This is a genomic window from Vibrio viridaestus, assembly GCF_003856525.1.
Classification (GTDB): domain Bacteria; phylum Pseudomonadota; class Gammaproteobacteria; order Enterobacterales; family Vibrionaceae; genus Vibrio; species Vibrio viridaestus.
Map to the genome: position 1 here is coordinate 482,030 of NZ_RJVQ01000002.1, position 21,905 is coordinate 503,934.

Consider the following 21,905-nt stretch of genomic DNA (forward strand, 5'->3'; position numbering starts at 1 on the left):
CGATTGTTCGTGGCTTTTTTATTATGCCCAAGTTATTTATTGCTGAAAAACCGAGTTTGGGCAGGGCGATTGCTGATGCTCTACCCAAACCACATAAGAGAGAAGATGGTGCTATTCGCTGTGGGAACGGCGACGTAGTGACTTGGTGTATTGGTCACCTTCTAGAACAGGCACAGCCTGATGAATACGATGATAAGTATAAAAAATGGTCGCTCGATACCTTACCTATTTCGCCAGAAAAATGGATTCTAAAGCCGCGAAAGTCTGCTGCAAAACAATTATCTGTGGTGAAAAAGTTACTCAAACAATCATTTGATATTGTTCACGCAGGTGATCCAGACCGCGAAGGTCAGTTGCTTGTGGATGAGGTAATCGACTATTGCCGTGTACCACAAGATAAAAAAGTGGCTACTCAACGCCTGCTTATTAATGATTTAAACTTATCTGCTGTCAAAAAGTCGCTGCAGAAAATGCAAGCGAACAGTGACTTTATTCCATTATCAGTTTCCGCGTTAGCGCGTTCTAGAGCCGATTGGCTCTATGGGATGAATATGTCTCGAGCATATACACTGCTGGGTCAAAAAGTAGGCTACCGAGGTGTGCTCTCTGTAGGAAGAGTTCAAACACCTGTGTTAGGGTTGGTGGTTCGTAGAGACGAAGAAATCGAAAATTTCGTAGCACAAGACTACTTTACGTTACATGCGCTTATTCCCTATTCAGATCAGTATCACTCAGGAGATATTCGAGCCAGGTGGAAGCCGAGTGAAGCTTGTGGCCCCTGGCTGGATGAAGATGGTCGAGTTCTTAATCTTAAATTGGTTGAAAATGTCGCGAGTAGAATCAAAGCTAAACCAGCAAAAGTAATGAAAAGCGAGCATAAAAAAACAAAGCAAAATGCGCCCTTACCATACTCATTGTCAGCTTTGCAGATAGATGCATCAAAGAGATTCAACTTAAATGCGCAGCAAACGCTAGATGCTTGCCAGTCTTTGTATGAAAAGCATAAGTTAATTACGTATCCTCGTTCTGATTGTCGGTATCTTCCCAATGGACATTTTCACGAGTCACGAGCCATTACAACTGCGATAGCTAAGTTGGAAAACCGTTTACAAGATGCCGTTGGCGGGGTTGATCTGCAGATTCGCTCCAAAGCTTGGAATGACAGTAAAGTTGAAGCTCACCATGCCATTATTCCGACCGATAAAGGCAATGTTAGTGGAAGCCTGACAGACAAAGAAAAAAATGTTTATTACTTGATTGCCCGTCAATACTTACTTCAGTTCTATCCCGCTGCTGAATATGCAGAAAGTCGTTTAGAGTTTGATATCGAAGGGGGATTATTCATTGCATCAGGAAAAACACTTCTCTTCCCCGGTTGGAAAGTCGTTACTGGATTCAACCAAGAACAAGATGAACCCAATGCGTTGGTTCCAGAGTTATCTGTTGGCGAGACTTTAGTTTGTCGCGAAGGAGAGATTGGATTCAAGAAAACGGAGCCTCCGGCTTATTTTACTGAGGCGACATTACTTAAAGCGATGACCGGGATTGCAAGGTTTGTCAGTGACAAAGGATTAAAAGCCATATTACGTGAAACAGATGGATTAGGAACAGAAGCGACACGTGCGGGCATTATCGATACTTTGGTTAAGCGTCAGCTCATAGAAAGACAGGGGAAACAAATCCGTAGTTCTCTTGCAGGTCGAGGCTTGGTGCACGCGTTACCGGATAGCGCAACCTATCCTGATATGACGGCTCATTGGGAGCGTCAATTGCAAGACATGGCAGAGAAAGGGCAGGCGTATACACCATTTATGACAGAACTGCAGCAGCAGATAGCGACTATGATTGAAAACGTGCGTTATCAACCTGTTCCAGAATCACTCAATGGTCTCTCTAATGTTGGTGCGAGCATAAGTAAATCGGGTAGGCGCAGCTACTCAGGACGCAGAAAAAAATCTCAGCCAAGAGGTCGAACAAAAGCGTGAATACCATTCCATTGATATACCACGATATATACTCACAGTTATCTTTACCAGAGAATCACCGCTATCCAATCAATAAGTACCGGTTTCTTTACGAGTATCTTTGGGAACATCAAAAAATGAATCAATGGTCATGGAATACGCCAAAACCTATCGAGATCCAGTCCGTTACTCGTGTTCATAATGAGCAATATGTACATGATTTATGTTCGGGTGTATTACCGCTAGCTAAAATGCGACGTATTGGGTTCCCATGGAGCGAAAGCCTCATTCAGAGAACGTTGACTTCTGCTGGTGGCACTTTAAAGACGATGCAAATGGCACTAGAGCATAACGTGGCTATTCATTTGAGTGGTGGTTATCATCATGCTCATTTCGATTTTGGTAGCGGGTTCTGTTTGTTCAACGATTTAGTGATTGCGGCTAGAGAGTTATTGTCCAGTAATGCAGTTGAACGTATTTTGATAATCGACAGCGATGTCCACCATGGTGATGGAACGGCCGCGCTGAGTCATGATATCGAGGGTTTATATACACTATCATTTCATTGTGAAAAGAATTTTCCTTCACGCAAACCTGACTCTACGATGGATGTTCCGTTTTCAGTAGGAGCTGAGGACGATGCGTTTCTAGAGACTTTCATGTCAATGGCTTTTCTGGCTGTTCATCGCTATCAACCAGATTTGATTATTTATGATGCGGGTGTCGATATCCATATTGACGATGAATTAGGGTATTTGAATGTCTCAACTGATGCTTTATACCAAAGAGATCATTATTTACTGAGTTTGGCAAAGCAGCAAAAAGTTCCTGTGGGATGTGTTATTGGTGGGGGGTATCGTCGAGATCATCGCTCTTTAGTTCCGTTACACTTCCAACTGTTTCGTTCAGCTCAAGCGGTATTTGCTTATTAGGCCAAATGCGCTTTAAAAATGCGTTACTATCGTGTTCTTCGAGTAGAGTAACTAACGTTTCCCAGACGACGGGTTTTTGTAAATAAAACCCCTGAGCTTGAGTGCAACCAAGGTTTGAAACATATTTAAATTGTTCTGCTGATTCAATACCTTCCGCTACGGTATCGAGTTCGTACAAAGAGGCGAGCTCGATAATGATATCAACCAAGGGGCGATGTTCTTGTTGTTGCTCGGAGAATGTATCGATGAGATTAACAAAAGAACGATCGATTTTCAGGCTATCGACCGGATAGTCCTGAAGTTGCGAAAATGCGGTAAATCCGGTGCCGAAGTCGTCTAGGGAAAGATTTACACCTGTCTCTTTTAGTTGGTTCAATCGCTCGATCACCTTATGACTATTTGAGATTAAACAAGTCTCTGTGATCTCCATATCGATCTTTGACGTTGGAACGGATGTCTCTTGTAGAATCGTCTTAATTGCAGGTACAAAATTATCATCTTTTAGCTGATAAGATGAGAAGTTGACTGAAATATTCCCGGCATAGGAATGAGTATTTATAAGCTCTTCGAAAGCGGATATCGCAGTTTTGAAAACCCACAGGTCAATCTCTTTTATGAGGCCACAGTGCTCTGCAATAGGGATATATTCATCAGGACCCGATTGTTGCAAGTAATCATTATTCGAGCGTATTAGGCACTCTATGTTTTCGATTTCGCCACTCTGGCAGCCGTAGATAGGCATAAAATGAAGATAAAACTCGTCGTTTTTCAACGCGACTTTTAAGGCCTTTTCAATTTCGCTGCTTCGCTTTTGTTCAGCCTCTAATTCTTCAGAATAGAAATGGAAACCATTCTTCGATGTATGTTTGACCTGATACATTGCTGTATCCGCACACTTCATTAACGCATCGGGATCATTGGCATCATGCGGCGATACTGCAATACCTATACTGGTGTGAACATCATAATGGATACCATCAAGTTCTAGTCCGTTTTCACAGATATTGACTATGCGTTGGGCGATATGACTGATAATGTCTACGCTTGGAGCATGAGGTAATACGATTGCAAATTCATCTCCAGCAAGACGAGCTATATCACTATAAAGGCTTGGTTTAACGATAATGTCTTCATTACGAAAAACACTGGTTAGCTGTTTAGAAAACTCAACCAGAACCTTATCTCCAGTGTGGTGGCCAAACTGGTCATTCACAGATTTAAAATTATCTAGGTCGATATAAAAAAGTGCGCACCGCGTTGAATGCTGTATCGCCTCTTCAATTGACCGCATTAATGCGCTACCAAATACGTTTCGGTTTGCTAATCCCGTCAAAGAATCCCTGCGGGCCAGTGTATTGAGGTCATCTAATAATTTTATGTAACTGTTATTGAGTGAGGAGACCTCGTCCTGCTTGTCGATAAGTTGTAGTGCTTTCTCATCACCATTAATCGCTTTTTGAACCTTCTCGTTAAGGCTTTCGATCGGTACAATTATCTGCCTGTTAATCAAGCGCTTAAGCAGTAAAAAACAAACCAGAGTGACGTTTAGAACTAAGCTAATAATCGAAATGACATAGGGGAACAGGAGATCGTTTATGTAACCGGAATCGACCGATATGATGGTATCGATAACAGGGCTACGTGCATAGCCATCGTGATAGAGACCATCATATTGAAATTGGATAGGCAGAGGGCCGTTTGGTGCATAAAGCGTTTCATGAGACAAAACATGTAGCGTTGTTTGTGCTGAGAATGCTGTTTGTACTATCGGTAGAATACTTTTATCAACATTAATAATCGTCGAAATCCTCGCTGTATAAAGGCGCGAATTGACAGTAAACATATTATCGTAAATAGATTGTTCGGGAGAGAATGTCCGATAAACATTCAACTGAAATTTATTGTCGGCGAGCGTTATCACGTCGTATTGTGTCGTTATTAAACTGACGGAATGCTCTGGGGATAAACTCTGAGTTGTATCCGTGATGTGTTTGATTAACCCCTTTGGTGCAACAGCCTTAGCGAATGGGTTCTCGCTGTTGTAACTGAATATGGCGTCGTGCTGCATGTCGTAAAATTCTATTGCTATCGGTATGCCACTGCTTTCAGCAATATTGGATATAAAACGGATAAGCTGATTTTCTGTCGAATATACAGCGTAAGAGCTCTCTTCATCGTTTAAATATTGAGTAACTTGTAAACTATTGAGTAGCTGTTTAATTAGGCTATCAAGTTCCACTAATTGTGTTTCAAACACATTAATCACAGAGGTTGATTGGTGGTCTAACTTGCCCTGCAATGCCTCAAAAACAGAATCTTTCTGAGACATATAGGCAATAATTCCTGCCAAAGTGAAAATGATTGACAGTACTGGCAGAATAATAAAATTAATGCGTTTTGATAGTTTCAATTCAGTTTCCGCTTATTCGCTTTCACGCTGAATAATGCTAATTATTCGAGTACGCAATTTAAGCCCAGGTAGGCTAATTTCTCTGTAAGGATAGCTGTTGGCTAATGCAGTTTTATCTGGGAAAATTTCACTATCATTTTTATACTCATCACTGACAAAGTCCATGGCACTCTGATTGGATGTTGCATACCATATATATTCTGCATTTTTTGCTGCAATTTTGGGGTCGCCGATAAAGTTTAAAAATTGCTTTGTCGCCTTTTTATTAGGTGAGTCTTTCAACTGAGCAAAACATTCGTGCCAAATTAAAGTGCCTTCTTGAGGAATAGTATAAACCCAGTCTTCGTTTCCTGTGTATTGGTTAAGCAAGTAGGTTTCACCAGAGAATGCGACAACGAGATCAAGTTGTGATTTATCCTGCATATCTCGAGTATAGGTGACCGCATTCAGGAAAGACTTTATTTTGCTTTTGCTTTCTTTTAACAAATCAAAAGCGTCCATTAGAGGCTTTTCTTCACTGGTAAAAGGGTCATGTTTGAGCGCCAACAATGCCATGCCAGTAGTATCAATTTCATCAACGGGGATAGTAATTCGGCCATAATGATCTTTGCTAGGTTGCAAAGCGGCCATCCAACTATCGACACCATCAGGATAGAGTGAAGAGCGATAAGCGATCCCCATCGTTCCCCACATATAAGGAACGCCTGTATTTCCACAAAGCTTTCTTGATTCCGGTGTGAAATTATTCAAAGTTGGCAGATCAGATTCTGATTCTGTCCTCAATAGGCCACGTTCGGTCATCATTTGCAGCGTTAAGGAATCAAGAATGACTAAGTCGTACGTTGAGGCTCGACCCGTATTGATCACTTCGTCTCTCAATGTTTCTGTATCGAAATAAATTAGGCTGACTTTATTTCCGGTTTCTTGCTCAAATTGCTCTACCACTTCAGGGCTCAGATAATCTTCCCACATGTAAATCTTTACTGTCTCTGCATGGGATGATGAAACGAAAAAAGTCAGTGTAGAGATAAATCCTGTGGTTAAGAGATGTCGTAGCCGCATAGAATTCGAAACCTTTACAAGTCATTAGAACTTAAATTTTAGTCGATAAAATCAACTGACTATGAAAAAAGGCAGTCTGAATTTACCCAGAGACTAGAGAATAATATTCGCTCTTAACGTTTAAGTGATAAATTATGAGCGACTATTCTATAGGTCATTGAAAATAAATGAATCTTTGATGATGTATTTTCAATCAATATGTGATTCTAGTGCAATAATTAGTTTTATCAATAATAAAAGCCAACTCTTTCACAATCAATGGCGTTTAATTGGAAAGGAGTCAGCCATTCTTTACTGTTGGATAAACTGCGCGAACCATTTCATTACTAATGATGAGTGAGGTGTAAGAGACAGGCTTTCGAGTGCATGTTCATATTGGGCTGGTGTTAATAATGGCTTTTTCCGTTCGACGAGCACACGGTCAAATTCAACCGAAAACTCTGGGTGTCCTTGAACGGTTAAAATATGGTTGTCTTTGGATAACATGTAAAATGGACAAAATTCACTGGATGCGACGATATCCATTGAGCTTGGAATACTCATGACTTGATCTTGATGACTTACCAGTAAATGAAGTTGTTCAGGCTTATCAGACATCCAGCTTGGGTGCTGTTTGATATCATTAACACTCATGCCAATTCCCCAGCCTTTCTCTGATTTTCTGACACTACCACCTAACGCAAGACTGATAATTTGATGACCAAAGCAAATCCCAATGAGACGTTTTTCTTGCTTATCACACATCCTTATCCAATCTGCCAGTTTGTTTATCCATGGTAAGTCCGCATAGGAATCGTGTGTACTGCCTGTAATGATGTAGGCATCATAGGTATCGTCTTGCGAGGGAAGTTGTTGTTCGACCGCGTTAAAAAGTTGAAATTCAAAGTGACCGTAGGGTTTGATGGTCGCCATAATCATATCTGCATATTCACCAAAATCTTTTGATAACTCTGGTGCAACAGTGTCACAAACAATAATACCGATTTTCATGACTCAGACCTTTCCTTGTATCTGATTGTGGAAGCAGTCAGTGTCCTGCTTCAATCTTGATGTGGTTACTAGAATGATCTAGTATACTTAACAATATCGTAAATATTTTTGCCTTTTTGGTAAACAAAAATTAAAAATATTTAACATCTAACTCAGGTATGGTGCGTTGATTTACCTAATTCGCTCAAAGGAATGTTGAATGAATTGTGGTGGAGTGAATCTGGTACCAGTTTAAATCAAACGAGCAGAACAAGGAATATTATGGACAATCAATCTTGGCACGCTCTTGCTGAGCAAGTTTCATATTCAACTCAGGCATTTATTGACGGCAAGCTAGTCGACGCTCAAAGTTCGAAAACATTTCAAAATATTAATCCGGCAACAGGTGAGGCTCTGGGAAATATTGCCCAATGTGACAAAGCAGATGTTGACCTCGCGGTGAAGGTGGCGAGAAACACCTTTGAAAGTGGTTGTTGGTCTGGCTTGGAGCCTTCGGCACGTAAAAAAGTATTATTGAATTTTGCCCAGCTTATCGAAAAAAATATTGAAAAACTCGCTTTATTAGAATCACTTGATGCAGGAAAACCGATATCCAATACTACAGGTTACGATGCGCCTGCCACAGCCCGTTGTATTGCGTGGAATGCCGAAGCGATAGATAAGATTTATGACGAAGTAGCCCCGGTTACACAAGATGCCCTTGCGCTTGTGACTCGTGAGGCATTAGGCGTTGTGGCTGCGATTGTGCCATGGAACTTCCCTTCGGTTATGGCCTCATGGAAGTTAGGCCCAGCTTTGGCTGCTGGAAACTGCGTTATTGTTAAACCATCAGAGAAAAGCCCACTGTCAGCCATTTTTCTTGCCGAATTAGCATTTGAAGCCGGAATTCCAGCAGGCGTTTTTCAGGTTCTTCCAGGGTTTGGTCATGAAGCTGGTCAGGCTCTTGCGCTCCATAATGATGTCGATTGTATTACGTTTACCGGTTCGACGGCGGTAGGTAAAAAGTTACTGACATTTGCCGGGGAGTCGAATCTCAAAAGAACCTTTATGGAGTGTGGTGGTAAAAGTCCCCATATTATTTTCTCTGATGTTAAAGATTTGGACAAAGCGGTTGCAACAGCAGCAGCAGCAATTTGTTATAACCAAGGTGAAGTCTGTACAGCAGGATCGCGCCTCTTAGTTGATAGCTCTCTGTATTCTACAGTGATTGCCAAGCTCAAAGAGAGTGTTAAGAATTGGCAACCCGGTAATCCTCTATCAACTGATACGGCGATGGGAGCAATCATCGATGAGCAGCAGATGCAAAAAATTCTTGGTTACATTGATATTGGTTTGAAAGAGGGAGCTACGCTCGCGTGTGGTGGTAAGCAAATTCTTAAAGAAACAGGCGGCTTTTATGTTGAGCCGACAGTGTTCGCTGATGTAACACCTCATATGCGCATTGCACGAGAAGAGATATTTGGCCCAGTGTTGTCTGTTATTCCTTTCGACTCTGTCGAGGAAGCGATTTCGATTGCTAACGACAGTGAATATGGCTTGGCCGCTGGTCTTTGGACCAGTGATGTTTCTAAGGCAGTAAGGTGCTCACGAGCATTACGTGCTGGCACGGTTTTCGTAAATAACTGGGATGGTGGTGATATGACAATGCCATTTGGTGGCTACAAGCAAAGTGGTAATGGTCGAGACAAGTCCCTGCATGCGATAGAAAAATACACAGAACTCAAATCTACCTGGATTGAGTTGGATTAACGTATAAATATGAAAAGGAGCTTCTAAAGCTCCTTTTTCATTTGGTCTCAATTCAAAATATCGTCATCAGAAAGTGTTTGGTGTAGCGGCGCTAATGAGCTCACATTCCACTTTTCCTTTATTGCGAAATCGATGTGGTTTGCGAGTATCGAAGTAGTAGGAATCGCCAGCTTTTAATAAACGACTTTGACTGCCAATAATGATTTCAATTTCACCTTTCAAAACGATACCACCTTCTTCACCATCATGTTTCATGAAATCAGTCCCAGTATCTGCCCCTGGAGGATAAATTTCTCTCATCATTGTAAGTTTACGGTTCGCTCTTTGGCTTCCGACCAACATCATATGCACGGTGCCATCGCCTAAATCGACCATCTCTTCTGGTGTATAAAATATTTTTTCTTCCGCTTCTATATCCATGGTAAAAAATTCACCCATAGAAACGTCCATAGCATCCAAGATCTTTTTCAGTGAACCCACGGAAGGATTCACCTGATTTTTTTCTATTTGAGAGATCATGGAGTTGGTAACCCCACTAAGTTTCGCTAGTTCTCTCTGCGAAACACCTTTCATTGTACGAATGGCTTTTAATTGGTTACCCACATCCATAAGTTTCTCCAAACTGGTTAGGTAATAGAACGCATTTCTCTCCGTCGTTTTTTCTCTGATCTGGCCATGAGCCACCAAGCTAAGAAGGTCGCACACGATACAATTAGGATCATGAGTGTAGCCAGAGCATTAATTTTAGGACTGACTCCCAAGCGAACACTTGAGAATACGACGATTGGTAATGTTGTTGAGCTAGGGCCTGAAACAAAACTGGATATGACAAGATCGTCAAGAGAAAGCGTAAAGGCTAACAACCATCCTGCAAAAAGGGCAGGAACAATAGTTGGTATTGTGATCTGAAAGAAAACTTTCCATGGTGGCGCTCCAAGGTCCATAGCGGCTTCTTCTATTGATTGATCAAGCTCTTGCAAGCGTGAACTAACAACAACAGTAACATAGGCTGTACAGAAGGTCACATGGGCTATCCAGATCGTCATCATTCCTCGGTGAGCGAAGAGATCGAAATACTGACCTAAAGAAATAAACAGCAACAGCAGTGATAATCCAGTAATGACATCAGGCATAACTAACGGTGCCGTGATCATAAATGCAAAGCTGGTCTCTCCGCGGAATTTACCAAATCTCTGCAATACGAACGCAGCAATTGTGCCTAATACGACTGCGGCTGATGCAGCCATGATACCAATCATCAAGCTAAGTTTAAGACCGCCGATTAGCTGATCATCTTGGAATAGTTCACCATACCATTTTGTTGAAAAACCTGCCCAGACAGTCACCAATCTGCTTTCATTAAATGAGTAGGCGATGAGAATTAAAATGGGTATATAGAGAAATGACATCACCAATCCGAGTATTAGCCATTTCCATTTTGAGTTGTAAACAGGGATTGCATTCATTATGAGTTCTCCAATTCGCGTTTCTGATAGCGATGGAACCACAGGATTGGAATCATCAGGATGAGTAACATAACAATGGCAACTGCAGAAGCAACTGGCCAGTCTCGGTTGTTAAAGAATTCTTGCCAGAGAACGCGCCCAATAAGAATCGAATTAGGACCGCCGAGTAACTCTGGAATAACAAATTCGCCCACTGCGGGAATAAATACCAACATGGAGCCTGCGATAATGCCGGATTTAGTTAGTGGTAATAAAACTTGAAATAATACCTTAAATGGTCTGGCTCCAAGGTCAAATGCGGCTTCTACGAATGAATAATCGACCTTCATCAGTGCGGTATAGATTGGCAGCACCATAAAAGGTAAATAGGTATAAACAATACCGATATACACAGCTAAATCAGTATGCAAAATTCTCAAAGGCTGATCGATCAAACCAATCGACATGAGAAAGTTATTCAATAAGCCATTATTTTTAAGAAGTCCAATTAACGCGTAGACACGAATAAGGAAACTCGTCCAAGAAGGGAGAATGATCAGCATAAGAAGTACATTTCGAGTTGCTGGTTTCGAATGCACAATTGCCCATGCGGTTGGAAAGCCGATAAGTAAACAGAGAAACGTTGATATAAAGGCTATCTTTAGTGATAAGAGGTACGAGGATATGTACAAATCATCCTGAATCAGATACAGGTAATTTCCCAGATTGAGAAAAACTTGTAGCTGCTCATGAGCAAAATTAAGCAGTTCTGAATAAGGAGGGATGGATAATTGTGCCTCTGCAAAACTGATCTTAAAAACAAAAATAAATGGCAGTAAAAAGAACAATAAAAGCCAGGTATAAGGAATCCCCATCACCGCTAAACGCGCATAGGGAACGGATTTTATGCGGTTTATTATTTTCATATTGTTAACACCACTCCGCTGTCCATTTCCCAATAGAGACTGATAGGATCATTCCAGGTTGGCATTTTAGTATTGACCCGGCTAACGTTTTGCACTGACGCGATAACCAGTTTTCCGCTAGGTAAGCGCACATGATAAATTGACTGACTACCGAGGTATGCGATGTCTTCAACGATGCCCGAGCAAGTATTTCCTTGGCTTAACGTTTCATGGCACAAGAACATTTTTTCTGGGCGAACCGCCACCATTAGTTCGGTTCCCGGAGTAGCAGAGATACCATGATTAAGGATGATTGGCTTACTTATATCGCGGCAGGCGATTTCAGCTCGGTCGCTGCGTGACGTTTCAAGCACACCTTCAAAAATATTGACTGAGCCAATGAACTGAGCACTAAAACGTGAGTTTGGTGACTCGTAAATTGATTCAGGAGCACCTATCTGCACGAATTGACCTTTATTCATAATGGCAATACGGTGAGCCATTGTCATCGCTTCTTCCTGATCATGAGTCACCATAACACAGGTCACGCCAACGCGTTCGAGAATGTCCACAATCTCAAGTTGCATCCGTTCACGGAGGTTTTTGTCCAATGCGCCCATTGGTTCATCAAGAAGCAACAGTTTTGGTTTTTTTGCCAAACTACGGGCAAGAGCAACACGCTGTCGTTGTCCTCCGGATAACTGGTGTGGTTTTCGATTGGCATATTCTGTCATATGAACGAGTTTCAAAAGCTCTTCAACGGTCTTTTGAATCTCTTTCTTGGAGATACCATCTTGCTTTAATCCGAACGCAATGTTGTTGAAGACAGTCATATGAGGGAACAATGCGTACGATTGAAACATCATATTGACAGGGCGTTTATATGGCGGAATTTTCGAGAGGTCTTGTCCATCAAGGATGATCTGCCCCTGAGTTGGCGACTCAAAACCAGCCAGCATTCGTAATAACGTTGATTTACCACATCCAGATGCGCCCAACAAAGCAAAAATTTCACCCTGATTGATGGTGAGATCAATCTTGTCTACGGCAGCCTGACCTTCAAACTCTTTAGTCAGCCCTTTAATTTGTAATAGTGGCTTTTTTTCTTTTGGGGCGAGGTCTAGTGACACATCCGATTCTATAGGTTCTGACTCAACGGATAACACAGTCATAACGACTCCTTGTCTACAAAATCCATTTGTCCCCAGCAAGCGCTGGGGACAATTTCCTTGATTAGTTCTTAACGAAATCAGTCCAGGTACGAGTGAGGACTCGTGTCGTTTTCATCGGTAGCATTTTTGCTGTGTACAGTTTTGCTTGTACTTCAGGCGTTGGGAAAATGCTTGGATCGTTTAAGATATCTTTCTCGACAAATTCACGTGAAGGAATGTTTGGATTTGAGTACCAGACATAGTTCGTAATGTCGGCAATAACTTTAGGCTGTAAGATAAAGTTAATAAATTTAAGCGCGTTTTCTGGATGTTTAGCATCTTTTGGTATCGCTAGCATGTCAAACCAAGCCAAGGCACCTTGTTTTGGAATTGAATACGCTATTTCTACGCCATTCTTGGCTTCTGATGCACGGTCCGCAGCTTGCATTACATCACCAGACCACCCAATAACCGCACAGATATCACCATTAGCTAAGTCATTGATATATTGAGATGAATGGAAGTAAGTGATGTAAGGACGAATTTTCTCTAGCATGGCTAGGGCGTCTTTATAATCTTGTGGATTCGTCGAGTTTGGATCTTTGCCTAGGTAGTTTAATGCTGTTGACATGATTTCTGTTGGCGCATTCAGGAATGCAACACCACAGGTACCAAGTTTTTCCATATACTTCGGTTGGAAAACCAGATCCCAGCTGTTGACTGGTGCATCATCACCAAGAAGCTCTTTGACTTTTTTAACGTTGTAGCCGATACCCGTTGTCCCCCATAAATAAGGCACGCCATACTTGTTACCCGGGTCAACAGAATCAGACAGCATCTTCATTAGCTGTTTGTCGAGATTTGCATAATTTGGTAATTTTTCTTTGTCGAGCGGCATAAATGCGCCCGCTTTTGCCTGACGTCCAAGAAAGTCATTAGAAGGAACAACGACGTCAAATCCTGTATTACCTGATAATATTTTGGCTTCTAACACTTCGTTAGAGTCAAATACATCATAAACGACCTTGATGCCGGTTTCTTTTTCAAATTCGGCAATTGTATCTTCGGCAATATAGTCAGACCAGTTATAAACGTTGAGGACTTTTTCTTCTTCAGCATGGGCAACAGCCGTTAGTGACGCTGCCATCAGCCCCACTAAAGCTGTCTTTTTAATATTACTTAACATATGGTTCTCCAATCCCTGGGGGTTACTATGTTTGACAAGAACTACAAACCAGCAAGTGTCTTGTCGAGTGCTAATATTGCTCTCTCAACGAGCAAGTCGATTTCTTCTTTAGTAATGATAAGTGGTGGTGAAACGATCATTGTGTCGCCTACCGCACGCATAACTAAACCACTAGCAATACAGTTTTCACGACACTGTGTACCAACTTCTAATTTTTTGTCGTAGCGCTCTTTGGTCGATTTATTGCGGACTAATTCGATAGCGCCAACCATGCCTTTACTGCGCGCCTGGCCGACAAGAGGATGCTGTTCGAGTTCTTTCCATTTGTCTGCGAAGTAAGGCACGATCGTTTCTTTCAACGTCGGAACGATATTTCTCTTCTGCATCTCTTCAATATTTGCGATAGCGACAGCACAGGCGGCTGGGTGACCAGAGTAGGTAAATCCGTGAGCGAATTCTGAGTTGGCGGCTTTGAGCACATCGGCAACATTGTCTCTTACCATGACGCCACCTAAAGGCAGATAACCAGACGTAATGCCTTTAGCCATACACATAAGGTCGGGACGAATGTTATATGTTTCACTGGCGAACCATTCTCCGGTACGGCCAAAACCACAAATGACTTCATCTGCAACGAGGAGAATTTCATACTTATCACAGATACGTTGAATCTCCGGCCAGTAGCTTTCTGGTGGAATGATGACGCCACCAGCACCCTGAATAGGTTCCGCTATAAATGCTGCAACATTCTCTTCACCTAGCTCGAGAATTTTAGCTTCTAACTGACGAGCTCTTTCCAGACCAAAGGCTTCGATATCGTCGCCATCGTATTCGCCGAACGCATAGGGTTGATCGATATGAACGATATCAGGTACTAGGCATCCGGTTTGTTTGTGCATGAATTCCATACCACCCAAGCTTGCGCCAGCAATGGTACTGCCGTGATAGGCATTCTTACGGCCGATAATGACTTTCTTACTGGTCTTACCCAAATTATTCCAGTAGTAACGCACCATACGTACAACCGTATCGTTACATTCTGAGCCTGAACCGGTAAAGAAAACGTGATTCATACCCTCAGGGGTAATTTCCGCAAGTAATTTTGCCAGTTTGGCCGCTGGTGGATGAGATGTTTGGAAGAATAGGTTGTAATACGGTAGCGTACTAAGTTGCTTGGTAGCTGCCTCTATCAAAGGCTGGCAGTTGTATCCTAAGTTGACACACCACAGACCAGACATTCCATCAAGTATTTGATGACCAGTTTCGTCATAGATATAAATACCTTCAGCTCGCTCAATCATACGAGAGCCTTTGGTATTTAAATCATGGTAATTACTAAAAGGATGGAAGCAGTGCTCAGCATCGTATTGGACTAATTCAGACATCTTGAAATCCTTTTCTTTTCTAGCTGATTAAACGTTAAGTAATAGGAACTCTCGTTCCCACGAGCTGATGACCTGAAAGAAAGTTTGATATTCTTTGCGTTTGATGGCGATATAAGCGGCTATAAATCGCTCTCCCAAAATTTCTTTCAATTCATCACAATTCTCAAGCAACAGTAGGGCTTCTTCTAACGTGTGAGGAAGCGTATATGGATTTTGGCTTGTATCATCAGTTGAGATGGACGTTGGTGTAATTTTCTTTTTCATCCCTAAGTAACCACATGCGAGGCTGACTGCCATGGCCAGATAGGGGTTAGCATCCGCGCCAACATAGCGGTTTTCTATACGTCGTGAGGAACGACCTGAAATCGGAATTCGTAATCCCACAGTTCGGTTGTCTTCACCCCATTCAAGGTTTGTTGGAGCGCAGTCGCCGAAGATTAATCGGCGATATGAATTCACGTTAGGAGCATAAAATGCAATCGCGGCTGGAGTATATCGTTGCATTCCTCCGATATAATTCATAAACAGTTCGCTATTGGAGCCATCTTCATTACTGAAAAGGTTATTTCCCTGTGCATCAATAATATTTTGATGGATGTGCATGGCACTGCCAGGCTCACGTTCCATTGGTTTGGCCATGAATGTTGCATAAACATTGTGTCGCATTGCGGCTTCACGAACAGTGCGCTTAAACAGGAATACTTGGTCAGCACTCTCCAGAGCATCTCCATGGTCGAAGTTAATCTCCATTTGCGCTGCGCCAGATTCATGAATCAGAGTATCGACGTCCAGCTTCTGAATATCACAAAAGTCGTACATTTCTTCGAATAGGGGATCGAATTCGTTCACGGCATCGATGCTAAATGATTGTCTGGCTGTTTCGGGGCGACCATTACGTCCAATAGGGGGTTGTAGCGGATAATCCCAGTCGAGATTCTGTTTTACTAAGAAAAATTCCAGCTCAGGAGCAACGACGGGCGTCCATCCTTCATTTTCATATAGCTTGAGCACTTTTCTTAGTACGCTACGTGGAGAAATTTCTGCTGGCTCACCATTAAACTGGAAGCAGTCGTGAATAATCTGTGCGGTCGGTTCTCTTGCCCATGGAACAAAGCGAATGGTATTCAGATCCGGTTCGAGATGCATGTCTCGCTCGGTCAGGTCTATCATGCTGTCGTCGTCTGGCCAGTCGCCAGTCACGGTTTGGAAGAACAAACTTTCAGGCAGTCTCATGCCTTGGTCAAGAATGTATTTGTGCGCAGGGATAATTTTACCGCGAGCATTTCCCGTAATATCCGGGACCAGACACTCAACTTCTGTTATCCGATTTTCGGTGAACCATTTATTAATGATATCCATATCAGCCTCTGTCCATGTTTAGCTGTGTAAAGTTTATTGAAACATTTATGTAACAACATGAAATCTAGAATTGCCGAGAAATTGGTCATTTGTCAAACGCTTTGTTAACTATTTTTATAAGAAATAAGTTTTTCAGCGATATTGTGAATGAAGTGTTGCAATATAATTAACATTGTGGTTATTTTAAAATCAGTCTGTTTTTTGAGCTGCATGGTAAGGATATCGAAAATGGGGCAAGGAAGAAAAAAATGGATGACGGCAGAAGATCTTTCTGAAGCTGAAAGATTTGTAGAACAGAATCCTGATATTAACAGTGTTGATTTGATTTTGTTCGATATGAATGGAATGGAGAGAGGAAAACGCATTCCTATCTCTATGCTGCCTAAAGTCATCGAAAATGGCATATGTATGCCAGCATCTGTATTTGCACTGGATATTACTGGTGAAACTGTCGAAGAAACTGGGCTTGGTTTTGATCGTGGTGACGGTGATCGAATCTGTCGAATTATCCCTGATACATTGAAAGTTATTCCTTGGAAAGAAGGCGTCGCTCAAGCTGTAATTACAATGTCGAATCGGGATCAGACTCAGGGATTTTTTGCGGATCCTCGACAGGTGTTGAGAAGACAACTTCAAGCGATGGCGGATTATCAACTTTATCCTTGTGTGGCTGTCGAGTTTGAATTTTATTTGCAAGATATTGAATTGGATAGTGAAGGCAGTCCACAACCGCCATTGATGCCTATCAGTGGTAAACGGATGACGCAAACTCAAGTGTATTCGCTAGAAGAGTTAGATGAATTCAAAGGGTTCATCGACGAAGTCATTAGTGTTTGTGAAATCCAGGGTATACCAGCATCGAATATTATTGCTGAGTATGCTCCCGGTCAGTTTGAAGTGAATCTGAATCACAATAAAGACGTTCTTCAGGCATGTGATCAGGCCATGTTGATGAAACGTGCGATTAAAGCGGTGGCAAGAAAGCATGGCTTTGAAGCGAACTTTATGGCAAAACCCTATACTGAACACGCGGGTAATGGATGTCACATCCATATCAGCTTATTGGACTCAATAGGCGATAATATCTTTTGCAAACAAACCTCTACTTTTGAGAACGCGATTGGTGGAATCTTGAAGTTTATGCCTGAGACAATGGCAATCTTGGCACCTAACGCGAATTCATTTCGTCGTTTCCAGCCCAACATGTTCGTGTCTTTATGGCCAAACTGGGGGTGGGATAATCGCACCGTAGCGCTTCGTATCCCTTCTGGCAACCTTGAGGACACCCGCGTAGAACATCGTGTTCCCGGTGCAGACTGTAACCCGTATCTTGTGGTGTCAGTTATTTTGGCCACGATGCTCGAAGGTATCGACTCTCATATTCAACCTCCTGAAGCTATCGAAGGCAATGCTTATGAGTTGGAAGGCGATAACTTTTTACCCCTATCTTGGCCTCAGGCATTAGAGAGGTTTAACGAAAGTGAGGTTCTCGCGAAACGTTTAACATCCCAGTTCTGCCATGTTTACCATGAAAGCAAACACAGCGAACAGGTGCATTTCTTTTCCCAAGTATCGCCACTGGAATATCAGTGGTACATGTAATTAGGGAGCTGATTAAAGGATTAAATTAGTAAGTTAAGGATAACAAACGATGAAACAACCGCATACGAGTTCGTATTACGCTGCGAGTGCTAATCAAAGCTTCGATTTTCCGGAGTTAACTGGTGAGCACAAAGCGGATGTATGTGTTATTGGCTCTGGTATTACTGGTACGGTGACTGCTTTAGAGCTTGCGAAGAAGGGATATAAAGTCATTGTTCTTGAAGCGGAACGAGTTGGCTGGGGGGCTTCTGGTCGAAGTGGCGGACAAGCCATTTTCGGTTGGGCGAGCGAGCAGGGGACACTCGAAAAATTGGTGGGTGAGAGTGATGCTAAATCGTTGTGGCAACTTTCTGTTGAGGCATTGTCTACCACCAAGTCCTATATCAGCGAATATGATATTGATTGTGACTGGCGTGATGGCATGGCTCATCTTGGCGTTAAGGCGAGACACGATAGAGAGCTTAAAGAGTGGTACGACAGTCTTACTGGGAAGTACGAGTATGATTCTCTTGAGTTGTGGGATCAGAACGAAGTTCGTCAACATATAGATAGTGGAAGATATACCTTTGGTATGTATGACCGAAATAGTGGTCACTTGCATCCCCTGAATTACACACTGGGTTTGGTGAAAGCAGCTCGCGACCTAGGGGTGGAGTTTTACGAAGGAAGTAAAGTTAACAAAATCACGCATGGTGCGCCTGTTAAACTGGAAACAGAAAATGGTCACGTTATTGCTGACTACTCTGTTCTCGCTTGTAATGCTTACATGAGCGGTCTTGATTTCAAACTAGAAAGCCGGGTGATGCCTGTTGGGACTTATATCTGTGCATCAGAGCCATTGGGTAAAGATGTTGCTTTAGGTTTGATGAAAGATCATATAGCAGCGTGTGATATCAACTTTGTTCTGGACTATTTCCGTTGTTCTGCTGACTACCGTATGTTGTTTGGCGGACGTTGTAGCTATTCTGGTATCGATCCGAGAAGCATTGAAGGTACGATGAGAAAACGCATGATTGATGTATTTCCTCAATTGAGCCAAACGAAAATCGATTACGCATGGGGAGGTTATGTTGGTATCACAATGAATCGTGCTCCCTATTTTGGTCGTGTTGCTAAAAATGTATTCTATGCTCAGGGCTTCTCTGGACATGGTATTGCAGCAACAGGAATTGCGGGTAAGCTGATGGCTGAGGCTGTATCAGGTACGGCTGAACGTTTGGATGTCTTTGAGCGTATTCCTCACTATCCCTTCCCTGGTGGACGATTATTAAGAACACCCGCTTTGGTACTTGCGATGAGTTATTATCGAATCCGCGATTTACTCTAATCCTTTTTTGTTTCAAATTAGAGGGCGACAAAGTGCCCTCTATCAAGAGTTCTCTGTCTCAATATAGTTCGCCCAGATCCTCGGCAATGACCGCCAGTGTATCCCCAATTTCAACTTTCGCAGGGTGCCTGCGAGCGGCGAGTATCCCGCTTCTTAATGCTTGGTATTGAATTGGAGGTTGTCCGGTTCGCTCTAGTGAATATATGTTTGCTAGTGTGTCACCTTGCTGAACATAGTCACCCAGCTTATATTTATATTCAGCAATTCCTTTGTGCTCACTTTTTATATAACAAGTTTGGTCAGGCATATTGATCAGCCTGCTTTTTTGTTCGCAACGTTCGTAGTCGCCAGATAGCTGCCCCGTAAATCTTAGAAAATTACGAATTCCCCTATCTGCGTAGGCAATTGTATCCGGAGAGGTTGTACCTCCACCTCGCAGTTCTGTGGTGACAAAGATTTTTCCCTGTTGTTCGACTGCCGTGTCGTATAACTGAGTGGCATCCATTTCGAGCATGATCATGGTGAAGGGTGCGCCAAACAATTTGGCGCCTAAAATACAGGATTCTTCCTGAACGGCATTGTTCAGTCTGTGTGCTGCCGCAAACGGCAGGATATCGAGAGTTTTCCCGCCAGAATGTATGTCCAACGCATAATCGCACAGAGGAATTAGATAGCGATTGAAATAATCGGCGATTTTTTCCGTGATCGTACCGGTTGGATTACCCGGAAATGAACGGTTCATATTACCCCGATCGATTGGTGAGGTTCTGCTGCCATGGACAACCGCGGGATGATTCATCATGGGAATAATGATCACTCGACCTGAAATATCCCTTGGTTTCAATGACTGGGTTAACTTGAGTAAACTGGTAATGCCTTCGTATTCATCACCATGATTACCTCCGGTTAAAAGGGATGTAGGACCATCCCCGTTTTTAATTACTGTAATTGGAATCATGATCGAGCCCCAAGCGGATTCGTCATGTGAATAGGGGAGGCTGAGGAAACCGTGTTGAATGCCATCCTTTTCGTAGTCTACTGTTGGGCTAATCGATGTATTCTGCATAAAGTGCTACCTACTGTTTAACAAGTAATTCTCGGGGATAATGGCAAAGCGTTTCCGCTCCTTTACTTGTTATGACAATACTTTCTGTGGTTTCTAGCCCCCAGTCGTCGAACCACATACCGGGCATGAAATGAAATGTCATGCCTTCTTGTAATACCGTGTGGTCATTTTCTCTCAGGCTCATTGTTCGTTCTCCCCAGTCTGGCGGATAACTGATGCCTATAGGGTATCCACAGCGAGCACCAGAGCGTGAGATATTGGCTTTCTCGAGCACGTTTTGTAGGGCGTTTGCTATATCCGCGCAGGTATTACCAGGCTTAGCAGCTGCAAGTCCAGCTTCGATCCCCATTCTTAATGCTTCATCGGCATGCTTGAATTTATCACTCGGTTCGCCGAGAAATATGGTTCGGGATAACGGACAATGATAACGGCGGTATACGCCTGCAATTTCAAAAAATGTGCCTTCACCACGCTTGAACGGTTTGTCATTCCAGGTCAAATGAGGCGCAGCAGCATCACTGCCTGAAGGGAGTAAAGGAACGATCGCTGCGTAATCCCCATAATCTGTATCATGGCCAAGAATCGACTGACGGTTTAACTCGGCAACAAGGTGATGTTTAGGGAGACCGGGTTCGATCAGTTCCATGGCAACGCGATGAATGTTTTCAGCAATTCGTGCCGCTTTTGACATGAAGATAAGTTCTTGCGGTGATTTAATAGCGCGACACCAGTTGACCAAGCCAGTTGCATCGGTGAGTTGCGCTTTGGGCAAATGCGTAACCAGAGCTTCATATGCAGTAGCACTGAAATAGTAGTTGTCCTTCTCTACCCCTATACGCCCTTTATCCCAAGAGCGTTGCGGAAGAACTGAATCAGCCAAAAATTCCATTGGATGAATGGGTGGGTTCATGATGTAGTATTCTGGATAGGAGGTGACGTGTTCGTCATCCATATAGACTGTTCTCAAGGCTCCATTTGCATCTTGTTGTCGGCCGAACCAAATCGGATCACCTTCAAGGCTAAGAACGACGCATTGAGGAACGTAGAATGTCCAACCATCGTAGCCTGTTAGCCAAGACATATTCGATGGGTCATGTACGATAAGTATATCGATATGCTGTGCCACCATCTGCTGGCGCACTTTACTCAATCGTGTTTGGTATTCTTCTAAAGTGAAGTTAAGCGCAACGTCTCTCATATCCCTTTCTCCTTATGACTATTCCGATGTCCTGATAAGCACGTCGGAGACGCTGAATACCTGAGTTGGCAATGGTTCAAAATATATTAAAGCCTGTCGTCAACTCATTGTCTTTTGGTCGATTCTCCCCCTCAAATGAATGAAATAGTGTGGGTTTAATTAACCCATTACAAT

16 protein-coding genes and 1 pseudogene are annotated in these 21,905 nt (G+C 42.7%); 5 read left to right on the forward strand and 12 right to left on the reverse strand.

The genetic code is table 11. The annotated features are described in order from the left end of the window. Positions 1 to 23 precede the first annotated feature (23 nt). Entirely contained in the window at positions 24 to 1,985 is a 1,962-nt protein-coding gene (locus EES38_RS06170; protein WP_124936296.1) for a DNA topoisomerase III, read from the forward strand. Next, positions 1,982 to 2,896 carry a histone deacetylase family protein gene (locus EES38_RS06175; protein WP_124936297.1) on the forward strand — a complete coding sequence of 305 codons (915 nt, stop codon included), beginning with the start codon at positions 1,982 to 1,984 and terminating at the stop codon, positions 2,894 to 2,896. The genes EES38_RS06170 and EES38_RS06175 overlap by 4 nt, the downstream gene beginning before the upstream one ends. On the opposite strand, the gene EES38_RS06180 is transcribed toward EES38_RS06175, so the two are convergent. From EES38_RS06180 to EES38_RS06190, 3 genes are all read right to left on the reverse strand, one after another. Beyond that, positions 2,805 to 5,306, reverse strand: a complete 2,502-nt coding sequence (locus EES38_RS06180) for a bifunctional diguanylate cyclase/phosphodiesterase (protein ID WP_124936298.1) — start codon at positions 5,304 to 5,306, stop codon at positions 2,805 to 2,807. The two genes, EES38_RS06175 and EES38_RS06180, sit on opposite strands and share 92 nt — an antisense overlap. Positions 5,307 to 5,318: 12 nt before the next feature. Beyond that, positions 5,319 to 6,278 (reverse strand): polyamine ABC transporter substrate-binding protein, encoded by a 960-nt coding sequence (locus tag EES38_RS06185; RefSeq protein ID WP_166434212.1) that lies wholly within the window; start codon positions 6,276 to 6,278, stop codon positions 5,319 to 5,321. 381 nt (positions 6,279 to 6,659) lie between these two features. Continuing rightward, positions 6,660 to 7,358 (reverse strand): glutamine amidotransferase-related protein, encoded by a 699-nt coding sequence (locus tag EES38_RS06190; RefSeq protein ID WP_124936300.1) that lies wholly within the window; start codon positions 7,356 to 7,358, stop codon positions 6,660 to 6,662. Between the two features lie 261 nt (positions 7,359 to 7,619). On the opposite strand from EES38_RS06190, the gene EES38_RS06195 reads away from it, so the two are divergent. Then, complete coding sequence (locus EES38_RS06195; RefSeq protein ID WP_124936301.1) at positions 7,620 to 9,107, forward strand: aldehyde dehydrogenase; 1,488 nt, start codon at positions 7,620 to 7,622, stop codon at positions 9,105 to 9,107. A 66-nt stretch (positions 9,108 to 9,173) separates the two neighbouring features. On the opposite strand, the gene EES38_RS06200 is transcribed toward EES38_RS06195, so the two are convergent. The 7 genes and pseudogenes from EES38_RS06200 to EES38_RS06230 all read right to left on the reverse strand — a co-directional run bounded on the left by EES38_RS06200 (position 9,174) and on the right by EES38_RS06230 (position 16,538). Continuing rightward, a complete protein-coding gene (locus EES38_RS06200) occupies positions 9,174 to 9,716 on the reverse strand; it encodes a cupin domain-containing protein (RefSeq protein WP_124936302.1) in 543 nt (180 codons plus the stop codon). A gap of 17 nt (positions 9,717 to 9,733) precedes the next feature. Beyond that, the gene (locus EES38_RS06205; RefSeq protein WP_124936303.1) at positions 9,734 to 10,573 is read right to left on the reverse strand and encodes an ABC transporter permease subunit; all 840 of its coding nucleotides are present in this window, start codon (positions 10,571 to 10,573) and stop codon (positions 9,734 to 9,736) included. Beyond that, positions 10,573 to 11,478, reverse strand: a complete 906-nt coding sequence (gene potH / locus EES38_RS06210) for a putrescine ABC transporter permease PotH (protein ID WP_124936304.1) — start codon at positions 11,476 to 11,478, stop codon at positions 10,573 to 10,575. Before potH ends, EES38_RS06205 begins: the two co-directional genes overlap by 1 nt. Then, positions 11,475 to 12,629: a polyamine ABC transporter ATP-binding protein gene (gene potA, locus EES38_RS06215; RefSeq protein WP_124936305.1), complete on the reverse strand. Its 1,155-nt coding sequence runs from the start codon at positions 12,627 to 12,629 to the stop codon at positions 11,475 to 11,477. Before potA ends, potH begins: the two co-directional genes overlap by 4 nt. Positions 12,630 to 12,690: 61 nt before the next feature. Beyond that, on the reverse strand, positions 12,691 to 13,755 hold the full coding sequence (locus tag EES38_RS06220) for an extracellular solute-binding protein (RefSeq protein WP_439333242.1): 1,065 nt from the start codon (positions 13,753 to 13,755) through the stop codon (positions 12,691 to 12,693). Between the two features lie 80 nt (positions 13,756 to 13,835). Beyond that, positions 13,836 to 15,182, reverse strand: a pseudogene (locus EES38_RS06225) (aspartate aminotransferase family protein); the annotation flags it as partial. A 24-nt stretch (positions 15,183 to 15,206) separates the two neighbouring features. Then, complete coding sequence (locus EES38_RS06230; protein ID WP_124936308.1) at positions 15,207 to 16,538, reverse strand: glutamine synthetase family protein; 1,332 nt, start codon at positions 16,536 to 16,538, stop codon at positions 15,207 to 15,209. A 228-nt stretch (positions 16,539 to 16,766) separates the two neighbouring features. Here EES38_RS06230 and EES38_RS06235 point away from each other — a divergent pair, with 228 nt between their 5' ends. Together EES38_RS06235 and EES38_RS06240 are read left to right on the forward strand one after the other, a co-directional pair. Further along, complete coding sequence (locus tag EES38_RS06235; protein ID WP_243694156.1) at positions 16,767 to 18,140, forward strand: glutamine synthetase family protein; 1,374 nt, start codon at positions 16,767 to 16,769, stop codon at positions 18,138 to 18,140. Between the two features lie 49 nt (positions 18,141 to 18,189). After that, positions 18,190 to 19,467: an NAD(P)/FAD-dependent oxidoreductase gene (locus tag EES38_RS06240; protein ID WP_124936309.1), complete on the forward strand. Its 1,278-nt coding sequence runs from the start codon at positions 18,190 to 18,192 to the stop codon at positions 19,465 to 19,467. Positions 19,468 to 19,525: 58 nt separating this feature from the next. Here the strand turns inward: EES38_RS06240 and doeB are convergent, their stop codons facing one another. Continuing rightward, positions 19,526 to 20,533, reverse strand: coding sequence for a N(2)-acetyl-L-2,4-diaminobutanoate deacetylase DoeB (gene doeB, locus EES38_RS06245; protein WP_124936310.1), 1,008 nt, complete (start codon positions 20,531 to 20,533; stop codon positions 19,526 to 19,528). A gap of 10 nt (positions 20,534 to 20,543) precedes the next feature. Beyond that, a complete protein-coding gene (locus EES38_RS06250; RefSeq protein ID WP_124936311.1) occupies positions 20,544 to 21,731 on the reverse strand; it encodes a M24 family metallopeptidase in 1,188 nt (395 codons plus the stop codon). Positions 21,732 to 21,905 lie beyond the last annotated feature (174 nt).